This window comes from Pseudomonas sp. NPDC087814 (genome assembly GCF_044742865.1).
In the GTDB taxonomy this organism is placed as follows: domain Bacteria; phylum Pseudomonadota; class Gammaproteobacteria; order Pseudomonadales; family Pseudomonadaceae; genus Aquipseudomonas.
The window spans coordinates 56,797-78,509 of record NZ_JBIUVK010000016.1; the positions used below are offsets into that span (position 1 = coordinate 56,797).

A 21,713-nucleotide genomic window follows, 5' to 3' on the forward strand; every position below is an offset into this window, starting at 1 on the left:
CCGGCCAACCGATTATGAAAATCACCAGAGCGGGGTTCGATTTTGAGTGGTTTTGCGCGCATAGTGGCTCGACATATCGCATGGAGCCGCCCCTGTGAAAACTGTCCCGCCTGTGCACCGGATTGCCCTGCTGTTCAATGGCAACAAGATCTATGATCGCGGCATCATCACCGGGATCGGCAACTACCTGAGCAGTACGCGGGTGTCGTGGGATCTGTTCCTGGAAGAGGACTTCGTCTGCCGGCTCAAGGGTATCGAGCGCTGGCATGGCGATGGGATCATTGCCGACTTCGACGACCCGGCGATGGGCCCCGCGTTGGCGGGTGTGCATGTGCCGGTGGTGGCGGTGGGCGGGTCTTATGAGGATGAGCGGGCTTACCCACGGCATACTCCGTACGTGGCCACCGACAATTTCGCCCTGATCAAGCTGGCCTATGAACACCTGATCGAAGCCGGGCTGACGCGCTTTGCCTGTTTCAGCCTGCCTGAAGCCGATATCAACCGTTGGGCCCAGGAGCGCGAAAAAGCCTTCCGCCGCCTGCTGGAGCGCGATGGCTTGCCGGTGGAGGTGTATCGCGGGCTCGGCACCAGCGCGCCGCTGTGGGACTCGGCGGTGGAGCAACAAATTGCCTGGTTGCACAGCCTGCCCAAACCCATCGGCATCATCGCGGTCAGCGACGCCCGTGCCCGCCAGTTGCTGCAGGCCTGCCTCACCGCCGGCATCCCGGTGCCGGAGCAAGTGGCACTGATCGGCATCGACAACGACCCCTTGACCCGCACCCTGACCCGCGTGCCGCTGAGCTCGGTGATCCAGGGCACTGAAAAAATGGGCCGCACTGCCGCGCGCCTGCTGCACCAGATGCTGCACGGCATGCCTTCGGCAGGCAGCCAGATCCTGGTGCCGCCGGAAGCGGTCAACGTGCAGACCTCAAGCCTGCACCAACCCCTCGGCCATCCCTACGTGATGCAGGCGCTGCATTTCATTCGCCAGTACGCCTGCCAGGGCATCAAGACTGCCCAGGTCGCCAACTACGTCGGCGTGTCGCGGTCGTCCCTGGAAGCGCATTTTCGCAGCGAACTGAACCGCAGCGTCCACGATGAAATCCTGCGCTTCAAACTCGCGGCTGCGGTTTCCAGCCTGGAAAATACCAGGGCCGCGATTGCGGATATTGCCTATGACTGCGGGTTCAAATCCGCCCAGTACCTGCACACGGTGTTCAAGCGCGAGTTCGGGTGTACGCCGAGGGAGTACCAGGTGGGGCAGGTCGAGCGCGATTCGAGCGATGTCATTTCTTTGTCGCCTTGAGTCCCTATTTTGTCCTGAGCCTCGCTCCAGAACTTCAAGGGATTGAATCGTCTTATGCCGACTCTTACACGCAGAACGTTGTTGCAAGCAGCTGCCATCGGATCCGCCTACACCCTGTTGCCCGACTCCATTCGCCAGGCCCTGGCGATCCCCGCCAACAACCGCACCGGCACCCTGATGGACGTCGAACATGTGGTGATCCTGATGCAGGAAAACCGCTCCTTCGATCACTACTTCGGCACCTTGCCGGGTGTGCGCGGGTTCAGTGACCGCTTCACCATTCCACTGCCGGGCGGGCACCGGGTGTGGGAGCAGCAGGGCGTTGGGCGGCGGATCCTGCCCTATCACCTGGACAGCTCCCGTGGCAACGCGCAGCGGGTCAGCGGCACGCCGCATTCCTGGGTCGACGAGCACGCCGCCTGGAGCAGCGGCCGGATGAACGCCTGGCCAACGTTCAAGACACCCACCTCGATGGGTTACTACCGTGAGCAGGAAGTGCCGTTCCAGTTCGCCCTGGCCAACACCTTTACCCTGTGCGACGCCTACCACTGTTCGGTACACGCAGGTACCAATCCCAATCGGCTGTTCCACTGGACCGGCACCAACGGCCCGACCGGTGCAAATGTGGTGGCGGTGGTCAACGAATGGGACGGCCCCGGTGCGGTGGGCGTGGGCTACACCTGGAAAACCTATCCCGAGCGCCTGGAAGAAGCGGGTGTGAGCTGGAAGGTTTACCAGTACCTGCCGGATAACTTTGGCGACAACCCCTTGGCCGGGTTTCGCCAGTTTCGTGCGGCCAGCGTCGCGGCCGGCAACCCCGCCGTGCCACCGAAAGACTTCAAGGATTTTGTGCCCTACAGCGATCAACTGAACGCCCGCGTGCCGTTGTACAAAGGCAATGGCAACACCCTGCCGGCGGTCAGCGGCAGCGACCTGGAATCGATCATCCAGGGCTTTCGCAAGGACGTGAACGACGGGCGCCTGCCACAGGTGAGTTGGCTGGTGGCGCCGGCCGATTACTCCGAACACCCCGGGCCTTCCAGCCCGGTGCAAGGCGGCTGGTTCACCCAGGAAATCCTCAAGGCACTGACCGCCAACCCGGACGTGTGGAGCAAGACGGTGCTGCTGGTCAACTACGATGAAAACGACGGTTTCTTCGACCACGTGCCGTCGCCGTCAGCCCCGTCCAAACGCCTGGACGGCAGCTTTGCCGGAAAGTCCACGGTGAAGTTCGACAGCGAGATCTTCACCCACCCGGCACCGCCCGGCTCTAGCCAGCAACCCGCGCCGGACGGCGGGGTGTACGGCCCCGGGCCGCGAGTGCCGATGCTGGTGCTGTCGCCGTGGAGCCGTGGTGGCTGGGTCAATTCCCAGGCGTTTGATCACACCTCCGTGCTGCAATTTCTGGAGAAGCGTTTCCACGTGCGCGAACCCAATATCAGCGCCTGGCGCCGGGCGGTGTGCGGCGACCTCACCTCGGCCTTCAACTTCGTCAACCCCAACACCGAGACCCTGCCGCCGCTGCACACCATCAGCCGCCAGGCCGCCGACTCCCTGCGTCAACGCCAGGAGCAGCTGCCCCAGGTCGCCCTGCCGACGGTAGGCCAGCAACAGGCGCCGTTCCAGGCACGAATGGCGCGGCCATCCCGGGCGCTGCCGTACCAGTTGAACGTTGAAGGCTCGGTTGACCGTCGCGCCAGTTCGGTGAGCCTGGACTTCTTCAACAATGGCGAACAGGGCGTGGTGTTCCACGTCTACGACCGCCTGCACCTGGACGAGGTACCGCGCCGCTACACGGTGGAAGCCGGCAAACACCTCAGTGACACCTGGCAAGTCGCGGGCGCCTACAAGCTCTGGCTGTTGGGGCCGAATGGGTTCCACCGTTCGTTCAAGGGGCACCTGCAGCGTCGCGAGCCGGAGTTATCCCTGGCGTATCACGGCGACACCTTGCTGCTGACCCTGGTCAACCCCGGCAAGCGTGCGGCCTCAATCACCATCGAGCGTTGCCCTTACACCAGGCAGGGGCCGTGGCTGCTCGAGATTGCGGGCGGCGGTCGTGTGCAGCGCACGTTCTCCTGCCAGCCCAATGGAGGCTGGTATGACTTCAAGCTACGCGACGAGCATGGTTGGGTGCGGCGGGTGGCGGGGCGAATCGAGACGGGGGCGCATAGCATCAGTGATCCGTTGATGGGCAAGCGTGGGTAAAGGCTGTTGATCTGCGGGGTGATTTCGTGGGCTTTTTCCCTGTTTTGTGTAGGAGCAGGGCTTTCTCCCCATGCAGCGCTTGAAACGCCACCCCTCTGGGCCATAGCCTCACGCTTTTCCTGACACTGAGGCCCGGCATTGGGTAAGCGAAAAACGGTTTGGCCCACGGAGCGGGAAGTTCGACTGCGCTTTATCCTGCTGGCAATCATTGAAACGGCCTGTATTCGAGGCGTTCCCCTCGAACGCCTGCTGCTTTCATACATACTGTTGCGCAACAAGCCGACCCAAGAGCAACTTTGGGAGGCCATCAGCGATTGCCTGCTCCTCGATGAGATGCGTGGCTTTCGATTTGAACCCGGGTCGGAAGCCGATCGGTTGATGCGCAAGATCAGCAGCGAAATCAATCAGTCCTGACGAGCCACCAGCGCCGGCGTGCGCGGCGGCACCAGGCGCTTGCTGCCCGTCGACTCATAGGCCGATGCCAATCGCAGCAGCGCCGAATCGTCATACGCCCGGCCAGCAAATGTCAGCCCCACCGGCATGCCGATGTCGGCCATGACGCCCATGGGCACCGTCACTGTCGGCACGCCCAAATGGCGGATGGCGAGGTTGCCGTTGGCGACCCACACTCCGTTGCTCCAGGCGATATCCGCCGACGCGGGATTCACATCCGCATCCGCCGGACCTACGTCGGCGACTGTCGGAAAAATCACCGCATCCAGCCCCAGGTTATCCATCCAGTCTTCAAGGTCGATGCGTCGTGTCTGTTCCAGGCCGCGCAGGCCGGCGGGCACGGTGCTGATCCTGTCCCACGGCGTGATGCCGCGCTCGGCCATGCGCACGTATTCGTCCATGCCGGCGGCCAGGTCGTCTTCGCGGTTGGGCAGGGTGCCGGGGTCGTGGGGGAAGATCTTCGGGCCGTCGACATCCGCCAGGCGGTTCAGCGCAGGGTCGCCGTTGGCCCGCAGGAAATCATCGAACGCCCAGGCCGACAGTTCCCACAATTCATCGTGGAGGAATTCCTTGGACACCAGGCCTCGGGTAAACACTTTCGGTGCGCCCGGGCGATCGCCTTCGCAATTGGAGACCAGCGGGAAATCCACCTCGACCACTTCTGCGCCGGCGGCTTCAAGTGCCTTGCGCGCAGCTTCCCAGAGTTCGATCACCGAGGCCCGGGTTTTGATTGGCTGGCCAGTAGGGCCGCCGATTCCCGGGGCGTCGCTGGTGCCTGCCTCGGGGTCGGCGTTGATGTACATGCGCGGCACGCCGAAGCGTTTGCCAGCGAGTGCATCGCCGGTCGCGGCCAGGTCTGCATAGGATTGCGGGCGTACAGAGGCGACGCCGGGGATCGGCACCCAGGGTTGCATCCGCCACAGGTCGCCGCGTGTGTCGGGGTCTTCTGCGACCACGACGTCGAGCACTTCAAGCAGGTCGGCCATGGTCCGGGCGTAAGGCACGACCACGTCCATGGTCGGGGTCAGCGGCCAGTTGCCGCGCACCGAGATCACGCCACGGGACGGGGTGTAGGCACACAGGCCATTGTTGGACGCCGGGCCGCGCCCGCTGGACCAGGTTTCTTCCGCCAGGCCAAACGCCGCGAAGCTCGCCGCAGTCGCCGTGCCGGCGCCGTTGGAGGAGCCCGAGGCGAACGGTGCGGTGAGGTAGTCGGCGTTGTACGGGCTCTCGGCCCGGCCATATACGCCGCGCTGCATGCCGCCGTTGGCCATCGGCGGCATGTTGGTCTTGCCCAGGCAAATGGCGCCTGTTGCCCGCAGTCGCTCGATGGTGAACGCATCGCGGTAGGCAACCAGGTTCGCGAAAGCCGGGCTGCCGGAAGCGGCGGTGAGGCCCTTGACCAGGTAGCTGTCTTTGGCCGTGTAGGGAATGCCGTCGAGCGGGCCCAGGGTTGTGCCGCTGGTCCGGCGTGCGTCGGATGCCCGGGCTTCCTCCAGCGCTTGCGGGTTGCGCACCACCACCGCGTTGAGCGCGGTGGCAGTCGTGGGGGCGTCGTAGGCGTCGATCCTGGCGAGGTAAGCCTCGACCAGTTCAACCGCCGTGGTCTGGCCGGATTCGAGCGCAGTGCGCAGCTGGGCAATGGAAACTTCGGTTACTTCGATCACGTGGTTATCGCCGGGTGCAGAAAAGGGGGAGGGCTTGAGTGCTGACTCAATCCAATCAGTGAAAGTAGCTTACTGATAGATTTTTCATAGCGCCAGAGAATGGCATCCCTTACTGTGGCGCCTCAATTTCCTTATCGATAACGGTGCTGTTTATGTCCGATGAAGTGCGGCTTGTCGTCATCATCAATACCCAGCCTGGCCGGGGTGCGGACCAGTTGGCGGCCTTTGCCGGGCTCGCTCCGCTGGTCCGGGCCGAAGCCGGTTGCATCCAGTACGACCTGCATCCGGTCGAGGGCAACAGCGACAGTTTTGTGTTGATCGAGACGTGGGCTTCAAAGGCGGCGCTCAAGGATCACCACGCAGCGCCGCACATGCTGGAAGCCGCGAAGCACAACCCGACATTCCGTGCGGGCCCCTCCAACGTATTGGTGCTGGAACCTGCCGTCCAGGCACGTTGACTTCAACCCGGCAGCTCAAGGGGTTATCATTGCCCCTTCATTTTTTGCTGCCCGGAAAGATTTCGATGTTGTTTACAAGGACTGTCATGGCGAGCGCACTGCTCGCCGTTCTGGCCACCCAGGCCCACGCGTCCAGCCTGGACCTGACCTACGAGGCACCTGTCCTCAGCGCTGTACCGCTCACGCCGCAGGCTGAGCCCAAGCCGCGCTTTCCGGTCAAAAGCCTTGCGCCGGTGACCGTGGAAAACAGCTGCACCGGCCGCGAGTGCACCTACGAAGGCGACATCAGCCTGCCCCGTGAGGAGCAGACTGTGCGGCGCATTTCCATCGGTATTCAATAAAACCGGCTGGCGCCTCAGACAATCCCATACCGGGGCGCCGGCTTGCCTGTTTGCGTGGCCGCAAACAACGCACCACGCGCCGCATCATAGGTCTCCCACAACGAACCATCGGCCACCGACGGCCAGGTGATCGTCTCACCCTGATCCAGCCCGGCCAGTGCCGCGTCCACCAGGTTTTCGGTGGTCATGACCGACTCCTGTTCCAGGGCGGAAAGCGGAATGCCCGACGCGTCCCAGATCTCGGTAGCGGTGGCTGCCGGCAACACGATCTGCACCTTCACCCCGGTTTCCGCCAGTTCCGATTGCAAGCCACGGCTGAATGCCAGGACATAGCTCTTGGTGCCGCTGTACACCGAGCTGACCGGCAGCGAGTGCACGCCCAACACCGATGCCACGTTGATGATCAAGCCTTCATTGCGCACCAGCATGCCCGGCAGCGCCGCGTGGGTCAGGCGGGTGAGGGCGGTGATGTTCAGGGCGATCTGGGTCGTGGAATCCTCGACCGAGGATTGAGCCAGCGGATGCAGGCGGGCCAGGCCGGCGTTATTCACCAGCACCTGGATCGCCGGGTTGCCGGCGAGCAGGCTTTCAACACGGGCCAGGTCCGCGGGGTTTACCAAGTCGGCGCCGATGGTCTGGACCTGGCGCCCGTAGGCTTGAGTGATCTTCGCCGCCAGGGCTTCGAGGCGGTCTTCACGACGGGCGACCAGGATCAAGTCGTAGCCACGGGCTGCCAATCGGTCGGCATACACAGCGCCAATACCTGAAGAAGCACCCGTGATCAGGGCAATTTTTGTGGAAGCAGGGGTCGACATGAACGGCTCCAATAGATGAGTACTCAACCAATATTGTTGAGGGCTCAAGTTATAGGCTTGGCGTTTGTCCTTGTCAATGGTTTAGTACTCAATCATTCTACCGGCATGGAGGATCTGAAAATGCCAACACACAAGACTGACAAGCCTGATGCCCGCGCCGACCTTTTGAGCCTGCTGGGTGACGTGGCATGCACCAACAACGCACTGCGCCGTGCCGCCCGACGGCTGGGCCAACTGTATGACGAAGCGCTGGCGCCGATTGGCCTGAAGGCTACGCAGGTCGGCTTGCTGGGTGAAATCGCCCGGTGGGCGGCGGTGGATGAGCAGGCAGGGCCGACGTTGCAGGAGCTGGCCGGACGCCTGGCGATCCTGATGTCGGCGCTGACCCATGCGATGAAGCCGCTGGTGCGCGACGGGATTGTCGAGCTGCGCCCGGATGCCCTGGACAAGCGCACCAAACGCTGCGTGCTCACGCCCAAGGGCGAAGCGCTGTTCAGTGAGGCGCTGGTGTATTGGGCGGCGGCCAATAACCGGGTAGAGGAGGTGCTGGGGCATGATTCGGCCGCGCAGCTGCGGGGCATGGCAGACCATGTCGCCTCGGAAGAATTTCTGGCGGACTACAACAGCCGATCCGCGCAGGCATAAGTCAGATCCTTTGGTTATTAGACAGACGCCGTTCGCCCATCCGATGCTGGGCCCCTCTCGATCAGGGGCTTTCCATGACCACTCAACGCCAACTGAAGCTGGGCGCGTTCATGCGTCCGGTCAGCATCCACACCGGCGCCTGGCGCTATCCCGGCGCTTACCGTGACGCCAACTTCAACTTCACGCACCTCAAGCAGTTTGCCCAGACCCTGGAGAAAGCGCGTTTCGATGCGTTCTTCATGGCCGACCACCTGGCCCTGCTCAACATGCCTATCGACGCGTTGAAGCGCAGCCACACCGCCACCTCCTTCGAACCGTTCACCTTATTGTCGGCCCTGAGCCAGGCCACCGAGCACATCGGCCTGGTAGCCACGGCCTCGACCACCTACGACGAACCGTTCCACATTGCCCGGCGCTTCGCGTCCCTGGATCATTTGAGCAACGGTCGCGCCGGCTGGAATATCGTCACCACTGCCAACCCGGATGCGGCGCAGAATTTCGGCCTGGAGCAGGCCTACGCCCACGACGAGCGCTACGCCCGTGCGCGGGAGTTCTACGATGTGGTCACCGGGCTCTGGGACAGTTGGGCCGATGATGCTTTCATTCGCGATGCCGACAGCGGTGTGTACTTCGACCCCGACAAGCTGCACACCCTCAATCACCAGGGCCGCTACCTCAATGTGCGCGGCCCGCTGCACATTGCCCGCCCGGTGCAGGGCTGGCCGGTGATCGTGCAGGCCGGCGCCTCGGAGCCCGGCCGGCAATTGGCGGCAGAAACCGCCGAGGTGATCTTCGTGGCGCCCGGCACGCTCGAGGAAGGGCGTAAATTCTATGCCGATATCAAGCGCCGGATGCTGGCGGTGGGGCGGCATCCCGACCATCTGAAGATCTTGCCCGGGGCGTTTGTGGTGGTCGGCGATACGCTGGAAGATGCGCGGCGGATTCGTGCGCATCTCGACAGCCTGGTGCATTACGAAAGTGCGATTGCCTCGCTGTCGATCGCGCTGGGTACCGACGCGACGAAGTTTGATCCCGACCAATACCTCCCGGCGATTCCCCAAACCAACGCCAGCCAGAGCTCCCGCGAACGGGTACTGGCGCTGGCTGATCGCGAACAGTTGACGGTGCGCCAATTGGCCCAGCGTCTTGGCGGTTATGCAGGTCTCTCGTTTGTCGGCACCGCCCACAGTATTGCCGATGAGATGCAGCAGTGGCTGGAAGAAGAGGGCAGCGATGGCTTCAACATCATGTTCCCGTGGCTGCCGGGCGGGCTCGATGACTTTGTGGCCAGGGTGGTGCCCGAGTTGCAGGGGCGCGGGATCTTCCGGCACGAGTACGAAGGCTCTACCCTGCGGGAAAACCTCGGGCTGCCGCGTCCGGCGAACCGCTTCTTCGCCGAATGAGCGGGTATTTCTACCGTGGTTAGATCGTTTATTTCCTTCTGATTGGGGGCCATTCCCCAATCGCATATCCATCGCGCCGGTTTGGCCCTGATAGCGGAGCCGGCCGGCGTGATCACGCCAAAGCATCTGTCATCGCGGAATTATCCGCTGCCGCGCCCCGGGAAATCCCCATGCAGCGTCTATTCCTGCTGCTGGGCCAGCGTCTTGCGCCGTTGTGCGGCCTCTCTAGAATCGGCCCCAGAACTTACTCATTTCCTGTCGATTACGGAGTTTCGAAGATGATGAACGCCATGCAGATGCCAATGAACAACGCGATGCCGATGATGCCGATGATGGGCATGCCGATGATGATGGCAACCATGACCTGCAAGATGACCGACGAGGCCATGATGTGCACCATGAAGCCGGCCGCGGGCATGGACATGGCGATGTTCAAGAATAACGCCGAAATGATGGCGATGATGATGAACTGCGGCATGCCGATGATGATGCAGTGCGCCAACATGTCGATGATGTGCATGTCTGAAGACGGCATGGCGATGATGAACAGCATGTCGACCATGAACATGCCGATGATGATGCCGATGGGCATGCCTATGCCGATGATGAAGTGCGTCATGGAATGCAAGATGGAAGCCGACTGCATGACCTGCAAGATGATGCCGATGCCTGGCATGAGCATGGACATGATGAACAACTGTTGCATGCTGATGATGAAGATGATGAACGACTGCGCCATGCCGATGATGATGAGCTGCAACGGCATGCCGATGATGTGCTGCACCTGCTGATTGGTTTGGCGTGAAATCAAAAAGCTCCGGCGAGTGCCGGGGCTTTTTGCGTTTCAGTCCAGGCGTTCCGGGTAGGTGATCACCAGGAATGCCACCGCCTCACTGTCTGCGGGGTTGCGATAGCGGTGGGGCTGGTCGGCGTAGAACAAAATCGAGTCACCGGTAGACAGCAGGTAGCGTTCCTCGTTGACGCTGACTTCCAGCACGCCCTGGGCCACCACCAGGTTTTCCTGGATGCCGGGCCCGTGACCTTCTGAAATCTCCTCGCCGAGGGCCTTCAGGCGTATCTCGTAGAACTCCGACTGGCGCGCCATATCGTACGGAAACAGCGCCCGGCTGATGAAGCTGCCATCGGCACTCACCAGGCGTTTGCTCTGTTGCGCCGGCAGCAGCTCAACCCCTTCGAACGCTCGATTTTCCAGGAACGCCGCCACCGAGACTTTCAAGCCTTTGGCAATCTTGCACAGCACCTTGATCGACGGCACGCTGCGCCCGGACTCGATCTGCGCGAGCATCGCCCGGCTTACGCCGCAGTTGCGCGCCAGGGCATCCAGCGACAGGTAGCGTTTACTGCGCAGGCGCTGCAAGTTCTGCGCGACGCACTGGCCGATGGCGTCATCGTCGCCGCTGTTGCAGTCCTTGGGTTTGGTGGGGAGGTCGGGCACTTCGGGTATCGCGTGCAGGAAATTCATCGCCTCACGCCCGGCGGGTATCGCTGGACGTGGTGACGTGTGCGGTAAACAGCGCGACCCCGGCCCGTGCCGCATACATCGCCCACATCAGTTCAGCCGCTGCGCGAGCCTGGCGGCGTTTGCGGTGGAGGGTGAAATCGATGACGGTGGCGGATGTTTGCATGACGTAAATCTCTGGGGACTCAATGGCTCTACAGTAATCGGTGCCGCTTATTTCCATAAATACTGAGTTTGCATTTGGTAATTCTATTTTGGACTTAACACCGATGGGGGCCTGTGCGTTCATCAATGGTGACCCGCCGCGCTTCACGGGCTTCCCACCACAGACCTTGTGCCGGACCGAGCCCGTCGCAAAAACGAATTCCAAGGATTTACCCCCATGCCCCCCGCGTTTCCGTTCACCTCCCGAAAAGCCTGGCCCTTGCTGGGCTTTGGCGCCGTCCTGAGCTTCAGCCCGGCCACCCAGGCCGAAGACACGCTGCAACTGGCCCCCGTCGAAGTCAGCAGCGCCGAACTCAGCGCCGACGAACTGGCCGAGGTCCAGCTCAAGAGCGTGCCCGGCGCTACCAACTACATCGACATGGGCAGCGTCGATCAGGGGCGGGTGAGCACCAACGAGGACGTATTCAAGTACCAGGCCGGTGTTTATGCCAAGGCGGCAAACAACGAAGGGGTGAAGCTTTCGATCCGTGGCTCGGGTATCAACCGGGGCCCAGGCGCCCACGCTTCCGGCCTGTATGAAACCTTCGACGGCCTGCCACTGACCGGCCCGGGTGGCACGCCCTACGAACTCAAGGACCCGTTGTGGCTCAGCCGCGTTGAAGTGCTGCGTGGCGCCAACGGTTTTGACCAGGGCGCATTGGCCCTGGGTGGGGCAGTCAATTACGTGACCCACACCGGCTACGACGCGCCCAGGCTGCAAGTACGCTACGAAGCCGGCAGCCATGGCTACGGCCAGCGGGAGATCAGTTCGGGCCAGGTGCTGGGGGATGCCGACTACTACATCAGCCTCACCGACTCGCAATACGACGGTTTCCAGGACCACAGCGCCGGCAGCGGCAAGGGCATCGCGGCCAACTTCGGCTACCGCTTCAACCCCGACCTGGAAACCCGCTTCTACTTTCGCTACCGCGAAACCGACAACGATTCCCCCGGCAAACTGACCCGCGACCAGATCAGCCACGACCCGCGCGCCGCCGCCAGCCTCAACGTGGCGCGAGACTCGAAACGCACGCAACCGGGCTCGACCTGGATCGCCAACAAAACCACCCTGCACCTGGGCGACAACGCCCGGGTCGAGGTCGGGCTGGCGTATCACGATTACCCGATGGACCTGCGCGAGGGCACCAACCGTCTCAAGGTTGCCTACACCGACGTCAGCGGCACCCTGAATTACATCCGCCAGGACACATTGTTCGGGCGTGACAGCAAGACCACCCTCGGCCTGCGCACCACCCAGGCGATGCCGAACAACGGTGGCTCGGAATTCGTGCGGATCCCTACCGGCAATACGGCGGGCTACACACCCGGCACCAAGACCCGCGACTACAGCTACCTGGGTTCGGACACCGTGCTGCATATCGGCAACGACCTGGAACTGCTGCCGGACCTTTGGCTGACCACCGGGCTGGCGGCGATCTATACCCGTCGTGAAACCGAAGTCAGCTACCCGCAGACCCACACACCCGTCAGCCAGCACGATTGGGATTACGCGCCCAGGGTTGGCCTGCGCTACGACTTCAGCCCCCAATTGCAGGTGTACGGCAACCTGAGTCGCTCGGTGGAACCGCCCCATGCGTGGTCGATGATCTGGGGTTCCAACAAGTACTTCCCCGTGGGCAGCGGCCCGGCCAGCGGTTTGCAACGTGAAGGGGTGAAGCTGAAAAACCAGACCGCCACCACCCTGGAAGTCGGCGGTCGCGGTGAAGCGTGGTTCGGCCAGTGGGACCTGGCGCTGTACCGCTCCGAGGTGCGCCACGAACTGCTCAGCGTCGAAACCCAGGCCGCGACGTCCACCACGTCCGCAATAATCGCCGAATCCAACGCCAGCCCAACCGTGCACCAAGGCCTGGAGCTGAGCCTGATCAGCCCGCTGTGGGACGGTGGCCGCACGGGCCAGCTCGCCCTGCGCCAGGCCTACACCTACAGCGACTTCCACTACCGCAACGACGACCGCTTCGGCGACAACACCTTGCCCGGCATCCCCAGGCACTACTACCAGGCGCAATTGCGCTACAGCCACCCGAGCGGTTTCTACACCAGCCTCAATGGCGAACATTCATCGCGGGTCGCGGTGGACTACGCCAACTCCTACTACGCGGCGGCCTACACACCGCTCGGCGCGACGCTCGGGTACGACGCGCCGAAGCACGACTGGCAAGCCTGGGTCGACCTGCGCAACCTGACCAACCGGCGTTACGCGAACACGGTCACGCCGGGTTATGACGACAAGGGGCTGGACGTGGCGCGGTCGACGCCGGGGGATGGCATGGGGGTTTACACCGGGGTTTCCTGGAGCTGGCGTTAATCCGTAAAGTGTTTGATGTTGGCAGTGGGTGATTGCGGGCAAAGCGTACGTTCAGCGAACGAAGGCTGCATGCACCAGGCGCTGCAGCTGCGTTCGCTCCCACAGGCTCATCAGATCGAGCGGATTGGTGCCGTAACGTTGCCAGGTGTTCAGTGAACCTTGCCTGTTATCCGGTGCAATACAGCGCAGGCAGCACTCCAGAGCCGTCCCGCAGGTTGACAGCGTGACCTGCCAGCCGTCGATGTCGACAACCATTTGCTCGTCGCCGGAGCTGACGGGTTTCAGCGTTCGAACCTCTAATGCCACGTCCTTGAGCAGTTGATAGGCCTCGCGGGTGGAGACCGTGTTGGCGAAGGTTGTCATGCGTGATGTCCTTGTATGAGTCGCAGAAGTGTCGCGTGCGCACTGGTCGCTTTCAAGGTGGGCACAGCAAGTCGCAGATTCGTTGCAACCCATCACTCCATCCTTGCTCCCCCTTCGTTTTACTGTCATCGTTCGCGCAATTGGTAATCTTTCTTGTTTGAGAAATTTTTGCGCATGCATGACTTTCCTGTAGCTGACGGTGATATAGCCCGTCGCCAGCAGACCATCACCACCCTCTACAGCGACCATCATTCCTGGTTGCACGGTTGGCTGCGCAAGAAACTCGGCTGCTCGCAACATGCCGCCGACCTGGCCCACGACGCGTTTATCCGCATCCTGCTGCTGGCCGACCCCCATACCATCAAGGAACCCCGCGCCTTCCTGGCCACCACGGCGGGGCGCTTGATGATCGATGGCGCGCGTCGGCGGCGCATCGAAAAGGCCTACATGGAAGCCCTGGCGATCCAGAGCGAAGATGCCGGCATGCCGGACCCGGCGGCGATTCATGTGGCACTGCAGGCCCTGGAACGCATTGCCGAAATGCTCATCGGCCTGCCCGCCAAGGCCCGCGAGGCATTCCTGCTCAGTCGCCTCGACGGGCTGACCTACAGCGAAATCGCCGAACAACTGCAGGTGTCTTCCAGCACCGTGAAGAACTACATCTCCAGTGCGTTGGTGCATTGCTATCACACCCTGCACGGGGCGGACCCGCTGTCGTGAGTTCCGAGCAGATCATCAGTGAAGCCGCCCGCTGGCTGACGTTGTTGCACGACGACCACGTGACCGAGGCCGACCGCGCGGCCTTCGAGAAATGGTGCCAGGCCGATCCACGGCATGCCGTCGCCATCGAGCGCATGCGCAGCCTGTGGGGCAGCCTCGACGAGTTGCCCGCTGCCCCAGCGCGCATGGCCCTGAACCGTGCATTTGCCCCACAGAAAACAAGGTTCGCCGCCCGTAGCACCCAGGCCGTCGCGCTGTTGGGTGTGTTGCTGTGCGGCTGGGCCGGGATTGAGCGCCTGCCGGTGTGGATGGCCGACCAACGCACCAGCGTGGGCGAACGGCGCCAGGTGGCACTGACCGACGGCAGCCAGGTGCAGCTCAACAGCAACTCGGCACTGGACGTGAAGTTTGACGGCCACCAACGGGTGATCGAACTGTTGCAGGGCGAGATGTGGGTCGAGGTGGCCAAGGACGCGCAACGGCCGTTTGTGGTGCACACCGACCAGGGCACGGCCACGGCGTTGGGCACGCGGTTCCTGGTGCGCAAGGCCGAGGATGGCGCGACCGTGGTCACCGTGATCGAGTCCACCGTGGCCGTCAAAGGCACCGTTGCGGGCGACGTGAAAGTGCCGGCGGGGCAGAAGTCCACGCTCCAGGACGGCCGTGCCGGCACCCCACAACCCATCGGCAACGCCGACCCGGACGCCTGGACCCGTGGTTTGCTCAAGGTCGACGACCAACCCCTGAGCGAGGTCCTGCAAACCCTCGCCGGTTACCGCCATGGGCTGGTGCGCTTTGATCCGCAGGCGCTGCAAGGGATGCGCGTGTCCGGGGTATTCAAGCTCGACGACACCGGCGCGGCATTGGCGTCACTGGCCGATAACCTGCCGATCAAGGTGGAGTACTTCACGGATTTGGTGGTGGTGATCAAGCCGCTGTAAAAAGTCTGAATAAAAACTGCTCTCATTCATACCCGATTTTCCGACATGGCCGTCATGACTAATAGAACCCCCATTTCCCAGGACTTCTCATGTCGCGCCTTGCTCGTCCTTTACAGCCATTGACCCTTTCAGTGGCGATGGCGTTTGCCGCCGTACCCCTGCTGACCGTTCAAGCGTCCTACGCGGCTGAAAGCGCTGCGTTCTCCATTCCCGCCGGTGACCTGAGCCAGGCCCTCAACAGCCTCGCCGAACAGGCGGGCCTGGTATTGGCCTTTGATTCGAGCCTGACCCGCGGCAAACGCAGCAATGGCCTGAACGGGCAATACAATACCGACGCCGCCCTGGCCCAAGTGTTGGCCGGCAGCGGCCTGCAAGCCCTGAAGATCGCCGACCACCGCTACCGTCTCGAAGCCATCCCGCACACCGATGGCGCCATGGAGTTGCAGGCCACCACCATCAGCGGCGCGTACCAGTCGGAAAGCCCCACCGGCCCGGTGTCTGGCTACGTGGCCACCCGCAGCCTGTCGGGCACCAAGACCGACACCGCACTGATCGAAACCCCGCAGTCGATCTCAGTGGTCACCAAAGACCAGATGCGCGCGCAGAACGCCGAGAGCCTCAACCAGATCCTGCGCTACAGCGCTGCCGTGATCCCGGAAACCCGTGGCTCCACCGCCTCGCGTCTCGACCAGTTGACCATCCGTGGCTTCACCCCGGCGACCTACCTCGACGGCCTGCGCATGCCGTCGAGCCGGGATGCCTTGCCGCAAAAAGACGCCTTCGACCTGGAGCGCGTCGAAGTGCTGCGCGGGCCGGCGTCGGTGCTGTACGGGCAGGGCACCCCCAGCGGCGTGATCAACATGGTCAGCAAACGCCCGCTGGACACGCCGTTCCATGAAGTCGGCGTCGAGTACGGGACCTTCAACAAGAAGCGCACGACCTTTGACTTGAGTGGCCCGCTGGACGACCAAGGCGTTTATTCCTACCGCGTTGCCGGCCTGTTCGACGATGCCGACGGGCAGATCGACCACACCGAAACCCGGCGTCAATCCCTGTCCACCGCCTTCACCTGGCGCCCGGACGACAACACTTCGCTGACCTTGCTCGGGCATTTCCAGAAAGACCCCAAGGGCGCGTCCTACGGCTCGATGCCAGCCTGGGGCTCGGTGCTGCACAGCCCGACGGGGCGCAAGATCGACGTGGATTTCTACGACGGCGAAAAAAGCTTCGAGAAGAGTGACCGCGAGTATTACTCCATCGGCTACGCCTTCGAGCATCACTTCAACGATGTCTGGACCGTGCGCCAGAATGCGCGCTACCTGCGCAGCGAAGGGCAATACCGCAGCCTCTACAGCAACTACCTGGAGAGCGATTACCGCACCATCCGCCGCTCGACCATCGCCAGCGACGTGAATATCGACGCCTATGCCCTCGACAACCAGTTGCAGGCCAAATTCGACACCGGGCCGTTGCAGCACACCGTGCTGATGGGCGCCGATTACCAGAACACCAGCACCGACACCAAGTCGGGCAGCGGCGTGTACACGGCAGGGCCTACGCTGGATATTTTCGACCCGGTCTACGGCGCGGCCGTGCCGGTGCCGGCCTACACCAGCGACGCCACCTCGCGCAGCGAGCAAACGGGGGTGTACCTGCAAGAGCAGATGAAGTGGGACAAATGGGTGCTGTTGATGGGCGGGCGTTATGACTGGGCCAGCACCGACAACAGTACCCTGGCGATGACCACCCAGAAAAAGACCAAGTCGTCCCAGGACAGCAAGGCCTTCACCGGCCGCCTGGGCCTGGTCTACCTGTTCGATAACGGCCTGGCGCCGTATGTCAGCTACTCGGAATCGTTCCAGCCGCAATCCGGCACGGGCTACGGCGGTTCGACGTTCCAGCCGACCGAGGGCAAGCAGACGGAAATCGGCATCAAGTACCAGCCGCCGGGCAGCAACAGCTTCATCACGGCTGCCATTTTCGACCTGCGCCAGACCAACGTACCGACGCTGGACCCGGACGCTTCCCACCTGTGCAACGGCTCCCGCTGCCAGATTCAGGACGGTGAAGTGCAATCCCGCGGGTTTGAACTGGAAGGCAAGGCCAGCCTGAACGACAACCTGGATATCACTGCGGCCTATGCCTACCTGGATAACCGCATCAGCAAATCCAACAACACCGTGCGTTATGCGCCCATCAGCGACATCGGTGTCGGCCCGGCGGTGGCTGCCGAAGGCACTACTACCTACGCCGTACCACGTCATACCGCGTCGGCCTGGGCGGATTACACCCTGCACGACGGCACGCTGAAGGGCTTCGGCGTAGGCGCCGGTGCGCGCTATGTCGGTTCTTCCTGGGGCGATACCGCCAACACCCTGAAGGTGCCGGGCTACACCTTGTTCGATGCAGCGGTGCACTACGACATCCCGCACATCAATCGTCAGGGTGACAACCTGCGCCTGGCAGTGAACGCCACCAACCTGGCGAATAAAGAGTACGTCGCGTCCTGCTATTCCTACTCGTGGTGCTGGTATGGCTCGCAGCGTACCGTGCAGGCCAGTGCGACCTATCAGTGGTAAATAAAAAGGCCTTGGCGAAAGGATTCGGGAGCAGCATCGCCAAGGCCGAAAAGCGTTAGTTCGCCACCGGCTCAATCAGCTTGGAAACCACCGGCGCCTGCCACTGCTCCAGGGCATCAATCAGGGCGCCGGGGTCTTCGTTGAACATCAGCATCCGGCTGTGTTCGACCTTCATGAAGCCTTCCTTCACGGCGTGATCCAACAGGGCGCGCACCGGGTTGAAGAACCCCTCCGTATTCAGGCACGCCACGCCCTTGTGGTGTTCGCCGACCTGGGTCAGCGTGGCCGCCTCGAACAACTCCTCCAGGGTTCCCAGCCCGCCGGGCAAGGCAATGAAACCGTCGGCGCAGTCGCTCATGCGTGTCTTGCGGCTGCGCATGTCTTGAGTCACTTCATGGTGGGTAAGCCCGGCGTGGGAATGGCCGCGGTCATGCAGTAACTGGGTGATCACGCCGATGACTTCGCCACCTTCAGCCAGCGCAGCATCCGCCACCACGCCCATCAAGTCCTTGTGGGTGCCGCCGTAGACCAGGCGTATGCCGCGCCGGGCGATTTCCCGACCGAGGGCTTGGGCGCCATCCGCATAGCGCGGGTTGAAGCCGAAATTGGTACCGCAGAAAACTGCAAGGCTGCGCAGGGGAGTGGGCATGGGCATTCCAGGCGGGTGAGGACAGGCTGTCCAGCATGGCGCCACTCGCCGGTGGGCAAAAGAGCCAAGAACCGGCTGGCGGATCAGGCCATGAGTGCGTCCAGGATGCGTTTTCCAAGGGCTTCGGCGATGGCCTCGGACTCGATATTGGCAAAGCCCAGCAGCAGGCCGGGGCCGGTCTGGCCTTGAATATTCCAGTCGCTCAAGGCTTCGGCATAAATGCCGGCCTGCGCCAGGCGTTCCACGCACAGGCGGTCTGACTGTTGTGCATTGAGGCGCAGGATCAAGTGCATCCCGCCCGGCTGGGCGTCAATCGAAATATGCTCGCCCAAGGCCTTGCGCAAGCCCCTGGCGGTGGCCTCCCGACGCTCACCGTAGAGTTTGCGCATGCGCTGGATATGCCGCGCAAAATGCCCCTCGGTCATAAACGTTGCGACGATCGCCTGGGTCAACTCCGGGCAGCCCCCGAGGAAGGTCTGGCTGACATGTTCGAAGCGTTCCACTTGAGCTGCCGGCACCACCAGATAGGCCAGGCGGATGCCGGGGAACAAAACCTTGCTGAAGGTTCCGGCGTACAGCACTCGGCCGTCGCGGTCCAGGCTCTTGAGGGCCGGCAGCGGGCGGCTCACGTAGCGGTATTCGCCGTCGTAGTCGTCCTCGATGATCCAGGCCTGCTGGCGACTCGCCCAATCCAGCAGTTCCAGGCGCCTGGGCAAGGACAGCGAGACACACAGCGGGCTTTGATGGGCCGGCGTGACCACTACGGCGCGGGCGCCTTTGCCCTGTTGCACGGCCCGGGATACCTGCATGCCATCCGGGTCCACCGGCACCGGTATGGCCTTGATATTCAGGTAATCCAGCAACGGCCGGGTGAACAGGTAGCCCGGGTCTTCCACCAGCACCCGATCGCCCGGTTCCAGCAGTGCGTGGGCGATCAGCCCCAGCGTGTTGCGGTAGCCCGAGGTGACGAAGACTTGTGCCGGCGAGCAGTGAATACCCCGGGCAACCTGCAAGTAGCTGGCAATCGCCGTGCGCAGCGAGTGCAGGCCGAACACGCACGGGTTGGCCATGTCGGCGACCTGGGTGGCCCGCACGCAGCGGGCGGCGATTTTCGACCAGATCTTGCGAGGGAACGCGTCCAGTGCGGGCAGCCCCATTTGAAACGGCAACACGGCGGCCTTGTGCCGCACGGCATTGTGGTCGCTGGCCGTCATGGGGCGCTCCGGCAGGCTGGCCTTGATCCCTTCAGCCACCACCGTGCCGGCCTGGCCTCGGGGCTGGATATAACCCTCGGCTGCCAGCAGCGAATAAGCCGTATCGATGGTGCCCCTGGCCAACCCCAGCTCCTTGGCCAGGGCCCGGGCTGCGGGTATGCGTTCGCCCGGCTTGAGCAAACCGTCGGCAATCGCGCTGCGGAACCGCCAGTAAAGTTGCCGGTAAATCGGCTCCGCGGCGCCGGCGTCCAGCGGTGAAAAGGCCTTGATCGAAGTGCTCATCCGGCGGCGGGTCCTGTTCAGGTGGCGAAATAATCGTGCAGCGCCTGGTCGGTCTGGCGGCGCGTCTGGGCCAGAGTTTCCGGGCGGGAAGCGGTGCCTTCGACGGTGAAGAAGGTCACGTCATGCAGGCCGATCATGCCCAGTATGGTTTTCAGGTACGGCGTCAGGAAGTCCGGCTGGTGCGCGCGCTCCCCGGAAAACCGCCCGCCTGAGGCGATGGCGACGAACACTGGCCGGTCCTGCAACAGGCCGATCTTGCCCTGGGCCGAGATATCGAAGGTGCGGCGCACCCGTGCGATGTGATCGAGCCATAGCTTGAGGGCCGCGGGCACCGAGTAGTTATGCATGGGGGTGGCGATCACCACAATGTCGGCCAGCTCCAGTTCCTGAACAAGCCGCTCGGACTGGGCCATCGACCCCTCGGACGAGACGTCCACGAGGGACTGCTGGGACGTTGCATAAGGCTCGTCCACCGGTGCCAGGGCATTTGCGGCAATGCCGCGCTGGATCACCTCGGCGTCTGGATGCCGCTGGCGCAGGCATTCAATGATCTTGAGGGAGAGGGCGTTGCTCTCCGACGCTTGCCCGCGAGGGCTGGCACTGACATGGAGGATATTCATGGTGCGTTGCTTCCTGGATGGATGGCCCTCAGTCTACGAACCCCATGACCCAGGCCAAAGAGCCAAGAATCAAGATTCAGAGTAGGCCATATCCGGGCATTCATGGTCTGGTGTTCAAGCCAGATCATGGCTCTTTTGGGGTAGGCCATGGCGCCGCAAGATGGCGGCTTCATCCAACCGCTACAGGACTTCACCATGACAACGCGTCTCGACTACTCCAAAGCTTCCCCTGAAGGTTACAAGGCGTTCGGCGGGGTTTACGTCTACCTGCAAAACAGCGGCCTGTCCAAGGAGCTGATCGACCTGGTCTACCTGCGGGTTTCGCAAGTCAACGGCTGCGCCTTTTGCATCGACATGCACTCGCGGGACCTGCTCAAGCAAGGCCTGGCCGTGGACAAGCTGGTGCTGGTGCCAGTGTGGCACGACGCTGGCGCAGTCTTCACCCAGCGTGAGCGCGTGGCGCTGGCCTTTGCCGAAGCCGTGACCGCCAGTGATGTTTCGGACGCCGACTATGCGGCAGCGGCCGCCGAGTTCAGCGACAAGGAACTGGCTGACCTGACCTACGGCATCGCCTTGATGAATGCCTTCAACCGACTGGGCATCACCTTCCGTACCACGCCAGCGGCAGCTGCCAAGGCATAGCCAACGCTGATTCGGTGTGGCGGGGCTGCTCGCCACACACCCACTGTATTTCCTGAGGGCTCATCCCATGGCATGGCTACTGCTCGGCTTGGCCGGCATCCTTGAAATCGCCTTCGCGTTCGCGATGAAGGCCTCGGACGGTTTCACCCGATTCACCCCCGGATTGCTCACCGTCGTGACCGGCGTTTCCAGCGTGATCCTGCTGTCGATGGCACTGCGCACCCTGCCGGTGGGCAGCGCCTACGCGGTCTGGACTGGAATCGGCGCAGCGGGCACCGCGATCCTCGGCATGGCATTGCTGGGCGATTCCACCGCGCCATTGCGGGTTTTGTGCATCGTGCTGATCCTGGCCGGCGTGATCGGCCTGAAACTGGTCTCCGCCAACTAGTGCTGCCTGCGA

Annotated in this window: 22 protein-coding genes; 13 read left to right on the plus strand and 9 right to left on the minus strand. The window is 62.8% G+C overall.

Going from position 1 to position 21,713, the window contains the following annotated elements; all coding sequences use genetic code 11:
• The first annotated feature begins 94 nt into the window (after positions 1–94).
• The 3 genes from ACIOMR_RS14860 (at position 95) to ACIOMR_RS14870 (ending at position 3,925) form a co-directional block, all read left to right on the plus strand.
• The gene (locus ACIOMR_RS14860; RefSeq protein ID WP_003219663.1) at positions 95–1,306 is read left to right on the plus strand and encodes a DNA-binding transcriptional regulator; all 1,212 of its coding nucleotides are present in this window, start codon (positions 95–97) and stop codon (positions 1,304–1,306) included.
• A gap of 54 nt (positions 1,307–1,360) precedes the next feature.
• Positions 1,361–3,511: a phosphocholine-specific phospholipase C gene (locus tag ACIOMR_RS14865; RefSeq protein ID WP_401194921.1), complete on the plus strand. Its 2,151-nt coding sequence runs from the start codon at positions 1,361–1,363 to the stop codon at positions 3,509–3,511.
• A gap of 138 nt (positions 3,512–3,649) precedes the next feature.
• On the plus strand, positions 3,650–3,925 hold the full coding sequence (locus ACIOMR_RS14870) for a hypothetical protein (protein ID WP_003219667.1): 276 nt from the start codon (positions 3,650–3,652) through the stop codon (positions 3,923–3,925).
• Here the strand turns inward: ACIOMR_RS14870 and ACIOMR_RS14875 are convergent.
• Entirely contained in the window at positions 3,916–5,631 is a 1,716-nt protein-coding gene (locus ACIOMR_RS14875; RefSeq protein ID WP_401194924.1) for an amidase, read from the minus strand. The genes ACIOMR_RS14870 and ACIOMR_RS14875 overlap by 10 nt on opposite strands.
• Before the next feature lie 152 nt (positions 5,632–5,783).
• Between ACIOMR_RS14875 and ACIOMR_RS14880 the strand changes: the two genes are divergently transcribed.
• Positions 5,784–6,089, plus strand: a complete 306-nt coding sequence (locus ACIOMR_RS14880) for a putative quinol monooxygenase (protein ID WP_003219672.1) — start codon at positions 5,784–5,786, stop codon at positions 6,087–6,089.
• Positions 6,090–6,175: 86 nt separating this feature from the next.
• Positions 6,176–6,430 (plus strand): hypothetical protein, encoded by a 255-nt coding sequence (locus ACIOMR_RS14885; RefSeq protein ID WP_003219674.1) that lies wholly within the window; start codon positions 6,176–6,178, stop codon positions 6,428–6,430.
• Between the two features lie 14 nt (positions 6,431–6,444).
• On the opposite strand, the gene ACIOMR_RS14890 is transcribed toward ACIOMR_RS14885, so the two are convergent.
• Positions 6,445–7,245, minus strand: a complete 801-nt coding sequence (locus tag ACIOMR_RS14890) for an SDR family oxidoreductase (protein WP_003219675.1) — start codon at positions 7,243–7,245, stop codon at positions 6,445–6,447.
• A gap of 120 nt (positions 7,246–7,365) precedes the next feature.
• On the opposite strand from ACIOMR_RS14890, the gene ACIOMR_RS14895 reads away from it, so the two are divergent.
• Together ACIOMR_RS14895 and ACIOMR_RS14900 are read left to right on the plus strand one after the other, a co-directional pair.
• Positions 7,366–7,890, plus strand: coding sequence for a MarR family winged helix-turn-helix transcriptional regulator (locus ACIOMR_RS14895; RefSeq protein WP_003219677.1), 525 nt, complete (start codon positions 7,366–7,368; stop codon positions 7,888–7,890).
• Between the two features lie 74 nt (positions 7,891–7,964).
• Positions 7,965–9,293 carry an LLM class flavin-dependent oxidoreductase gene (locus ACIOMR_RS14900; RefSeq protein ID WP_401194929.1) on the plus strand — a complete coding sequence of 443 codons (1,329 nt, stop codon included), beginning with the start codon at positions 7,965–7,967 and terminating at the stop codon, positions 9,291–9,293.
• 262 nt (positions 9,294–9,555) lie between these two features.
• Here the strand turns inward: ACIOMR_RS14900 and ACIOMR_RS14905 are convergent, their stop codons facing one another.
• The 3 genes from ACIOMR_RS14905 to ACIOMR_RS14915 are packed head-to-tail and all read right to left on the minus strand — an operon-like array spanning position 9,556 to position 10,939.
• Positions 9,556–10,077, minus strand: coding sequence for a hypothetical protein (locus tag ACIOMR_RS14905; protein ID WP_043225000.1), 522 nt, complete (start codon positions 10,075–10,077; stop codon positions 9,556–9,558).
• 60 nt (positions 10,078–10,137) lie between these two features.
• Entirely contained in the window at positions 10,138–10,776 is a 639-nt protein-coding gene (locus tag ACIOMR_RS14910) for a helix-turn-helix domain-containing protein (RefSeq protein WP_008436005.1), read from the minus strand.
• A 4-nt stretch (positions 10,777–10,780) separates the two neighbouring features.
• Entirely contained in the window at positions 10,781–10,939 is a 159-nt protein-coding gene (locus ACIOMR_RS14915) for a hypothetical protein (protein WP_003219684.1), read from the minus strand.
• A 216-nt stretch (positions 10,940–11,155) separates the two neighbouring features.
• Here ACIOMR_RS14915 and ACIOMR_RS14920 point away from each other — a divergent pair, with 216 nt between their 5' ends.
• Positions 11,156–13,303, plus strand: a complete 2,148-nt coding sequence (locus ACIOMR_RS14920; RefSeq protein ID WP_401194933.1) for a TonB-dependent receptor family protein — start codon at positions 11,156–11,158, stop codon at positions 13,301–13,303.
• Between the two features lie 51 nt (positions 13,304–13,354).
• On the opposite strand, the gene ACIOMR_RS14925 is transcribed toward ACIOMR_RS14920, so the two are convergent.
• On the minus strand, positions 13,355–13,666 hold the full coding sequence (locus ACIOMR_RS14925) for a hypothetical protein (protein ID WP_401194935.1): 312 nt from the start codon (positions 13,664–13,666) through the stop codon (positions 13,355–13,357).
• 174 nt (positions 13,667–13,840) lie between these two features.
• Between ACIOMR_RS14925 and ACIOMR_RS14930 the strand changes: the two genes are divergently transcribed.
• From ACIOMR_RS14930 to ACIOMR_RS14940, 3 genes are all read left to right on the plus strand, one after another.
• A complete protein-coding gene (locus ACIOMR_RS14930) occupies positions 13,841–14,386 on the plus strand; it encodes a sigma-70 family RNA polymerase sigma factor (RefSeq protein ID WP_003219688.1) in 546 nt (181 codons plus the stop codon).
• Positions 14,383–15,327: a FecR family protein gene (locus tag ACIOMR_RS14935; RefSeq protein ID WP_008435992.1), complete on the plus strand. Its 945-nt coding sequence runs from the start codon at positions 14,383–14,385 to the stop codon at positions 15,325–15,327. Before ACIOMR_RS14930 ends, ACIOMR_RS14935 begins: the two co-directional genes overlap by 4 nt.
• An 89-nt stretch (positions 15,328–15,416) precedes the next feature.
• Positions 15,417–17,906, plus strand: coding sequence for a TonB-dependent siderophore receptor (locus ACIOMR_RS14940; RefSeq protein WP_401194937.1), 2,490 nt, complete (start codon positions 15,417–15,419; stop codon positions 17,904–17,906).
• Between the two features lie 55 nt (positions 17,907–17,961).
• On the opposite strand, the gene ACIOMR_RS14945 is transcribed toward ACIOMR_RS14940, so the two are convergent.
• The 3 genes from ACIOMR_RS14945 to ACIOMR_RS14955 form a co-directional block, all read right to left on the minus strand.
• Complete coding sequence (locus tag ACIOMR_RS14945; RefSeq protein WP_401194940.1) at positions 17,962–18,561, minus strand: TIGR00730 family Rossman fold protein; 600 nt, start codon at positions 18,559–18,561, stop codon at positions 17,962–17,964.
• Between the two features lie 77 nt (positions 18,562–18,638).
• Positions 18,639–20,051 carry a PLP-dependent aminotransferase family protein gene (locus ACIOMR_RS14950; RefSeq protein WP_177040036.1) on the minus strand — a complete coding sequence of 471 codons (1,413 nt, stop codon included), beginning with the start codon at positions 20,049–20,051 and terminating at the stop codon, positions 18,639–18,641.
• 17 nt (positions 20,052–20,068) lie between these two features.
• Positions 20,069–20,671 (minus strand): FMN-dependent NADH-azoreductase, encoded by a 603-nt coding sequence (locus ACIOMR_RS14955; protein WP_087693030.1) that lies wholly within the window; start codon positions 20,669–20,671, stop codon positions 20,069–20,071.
• Between the two features lie 195 nt (positions 20,672–20,866).
• On the opposite strand from ACIOMR_RS14955, the gene ACIOMR_RS14960 reads away from it, so the two are divergent.
• The gene (locus tag ACIOMR_RS14960; protein ID WP_029615984.1) at positions 20,867–21,313 is read left to right on the plus strand and encodes a carboxymuconolactone decarboxylase family protein; all 447 of its coding nucleotides are present in this window, start codon (positions 20,867–20,869) and stop codon (positions 21,311–21,313) included.
• Positions 21,314–21,380: 67 nt separating this feature from the next.
• Complete coding sequence (locus ACIOMR_RS14965; RefSeq protein ID WP_087693029.1) at positions 21,381–21,701, plus strand: multidrug efflux SMR transporter; 321 nt, start codon at positions 21,381–21,383, stop codon at positions 21,699–21,701.
• The last annotated feature ends 12 nt before the right edge of the window (positions 21,702–21,713 follow it).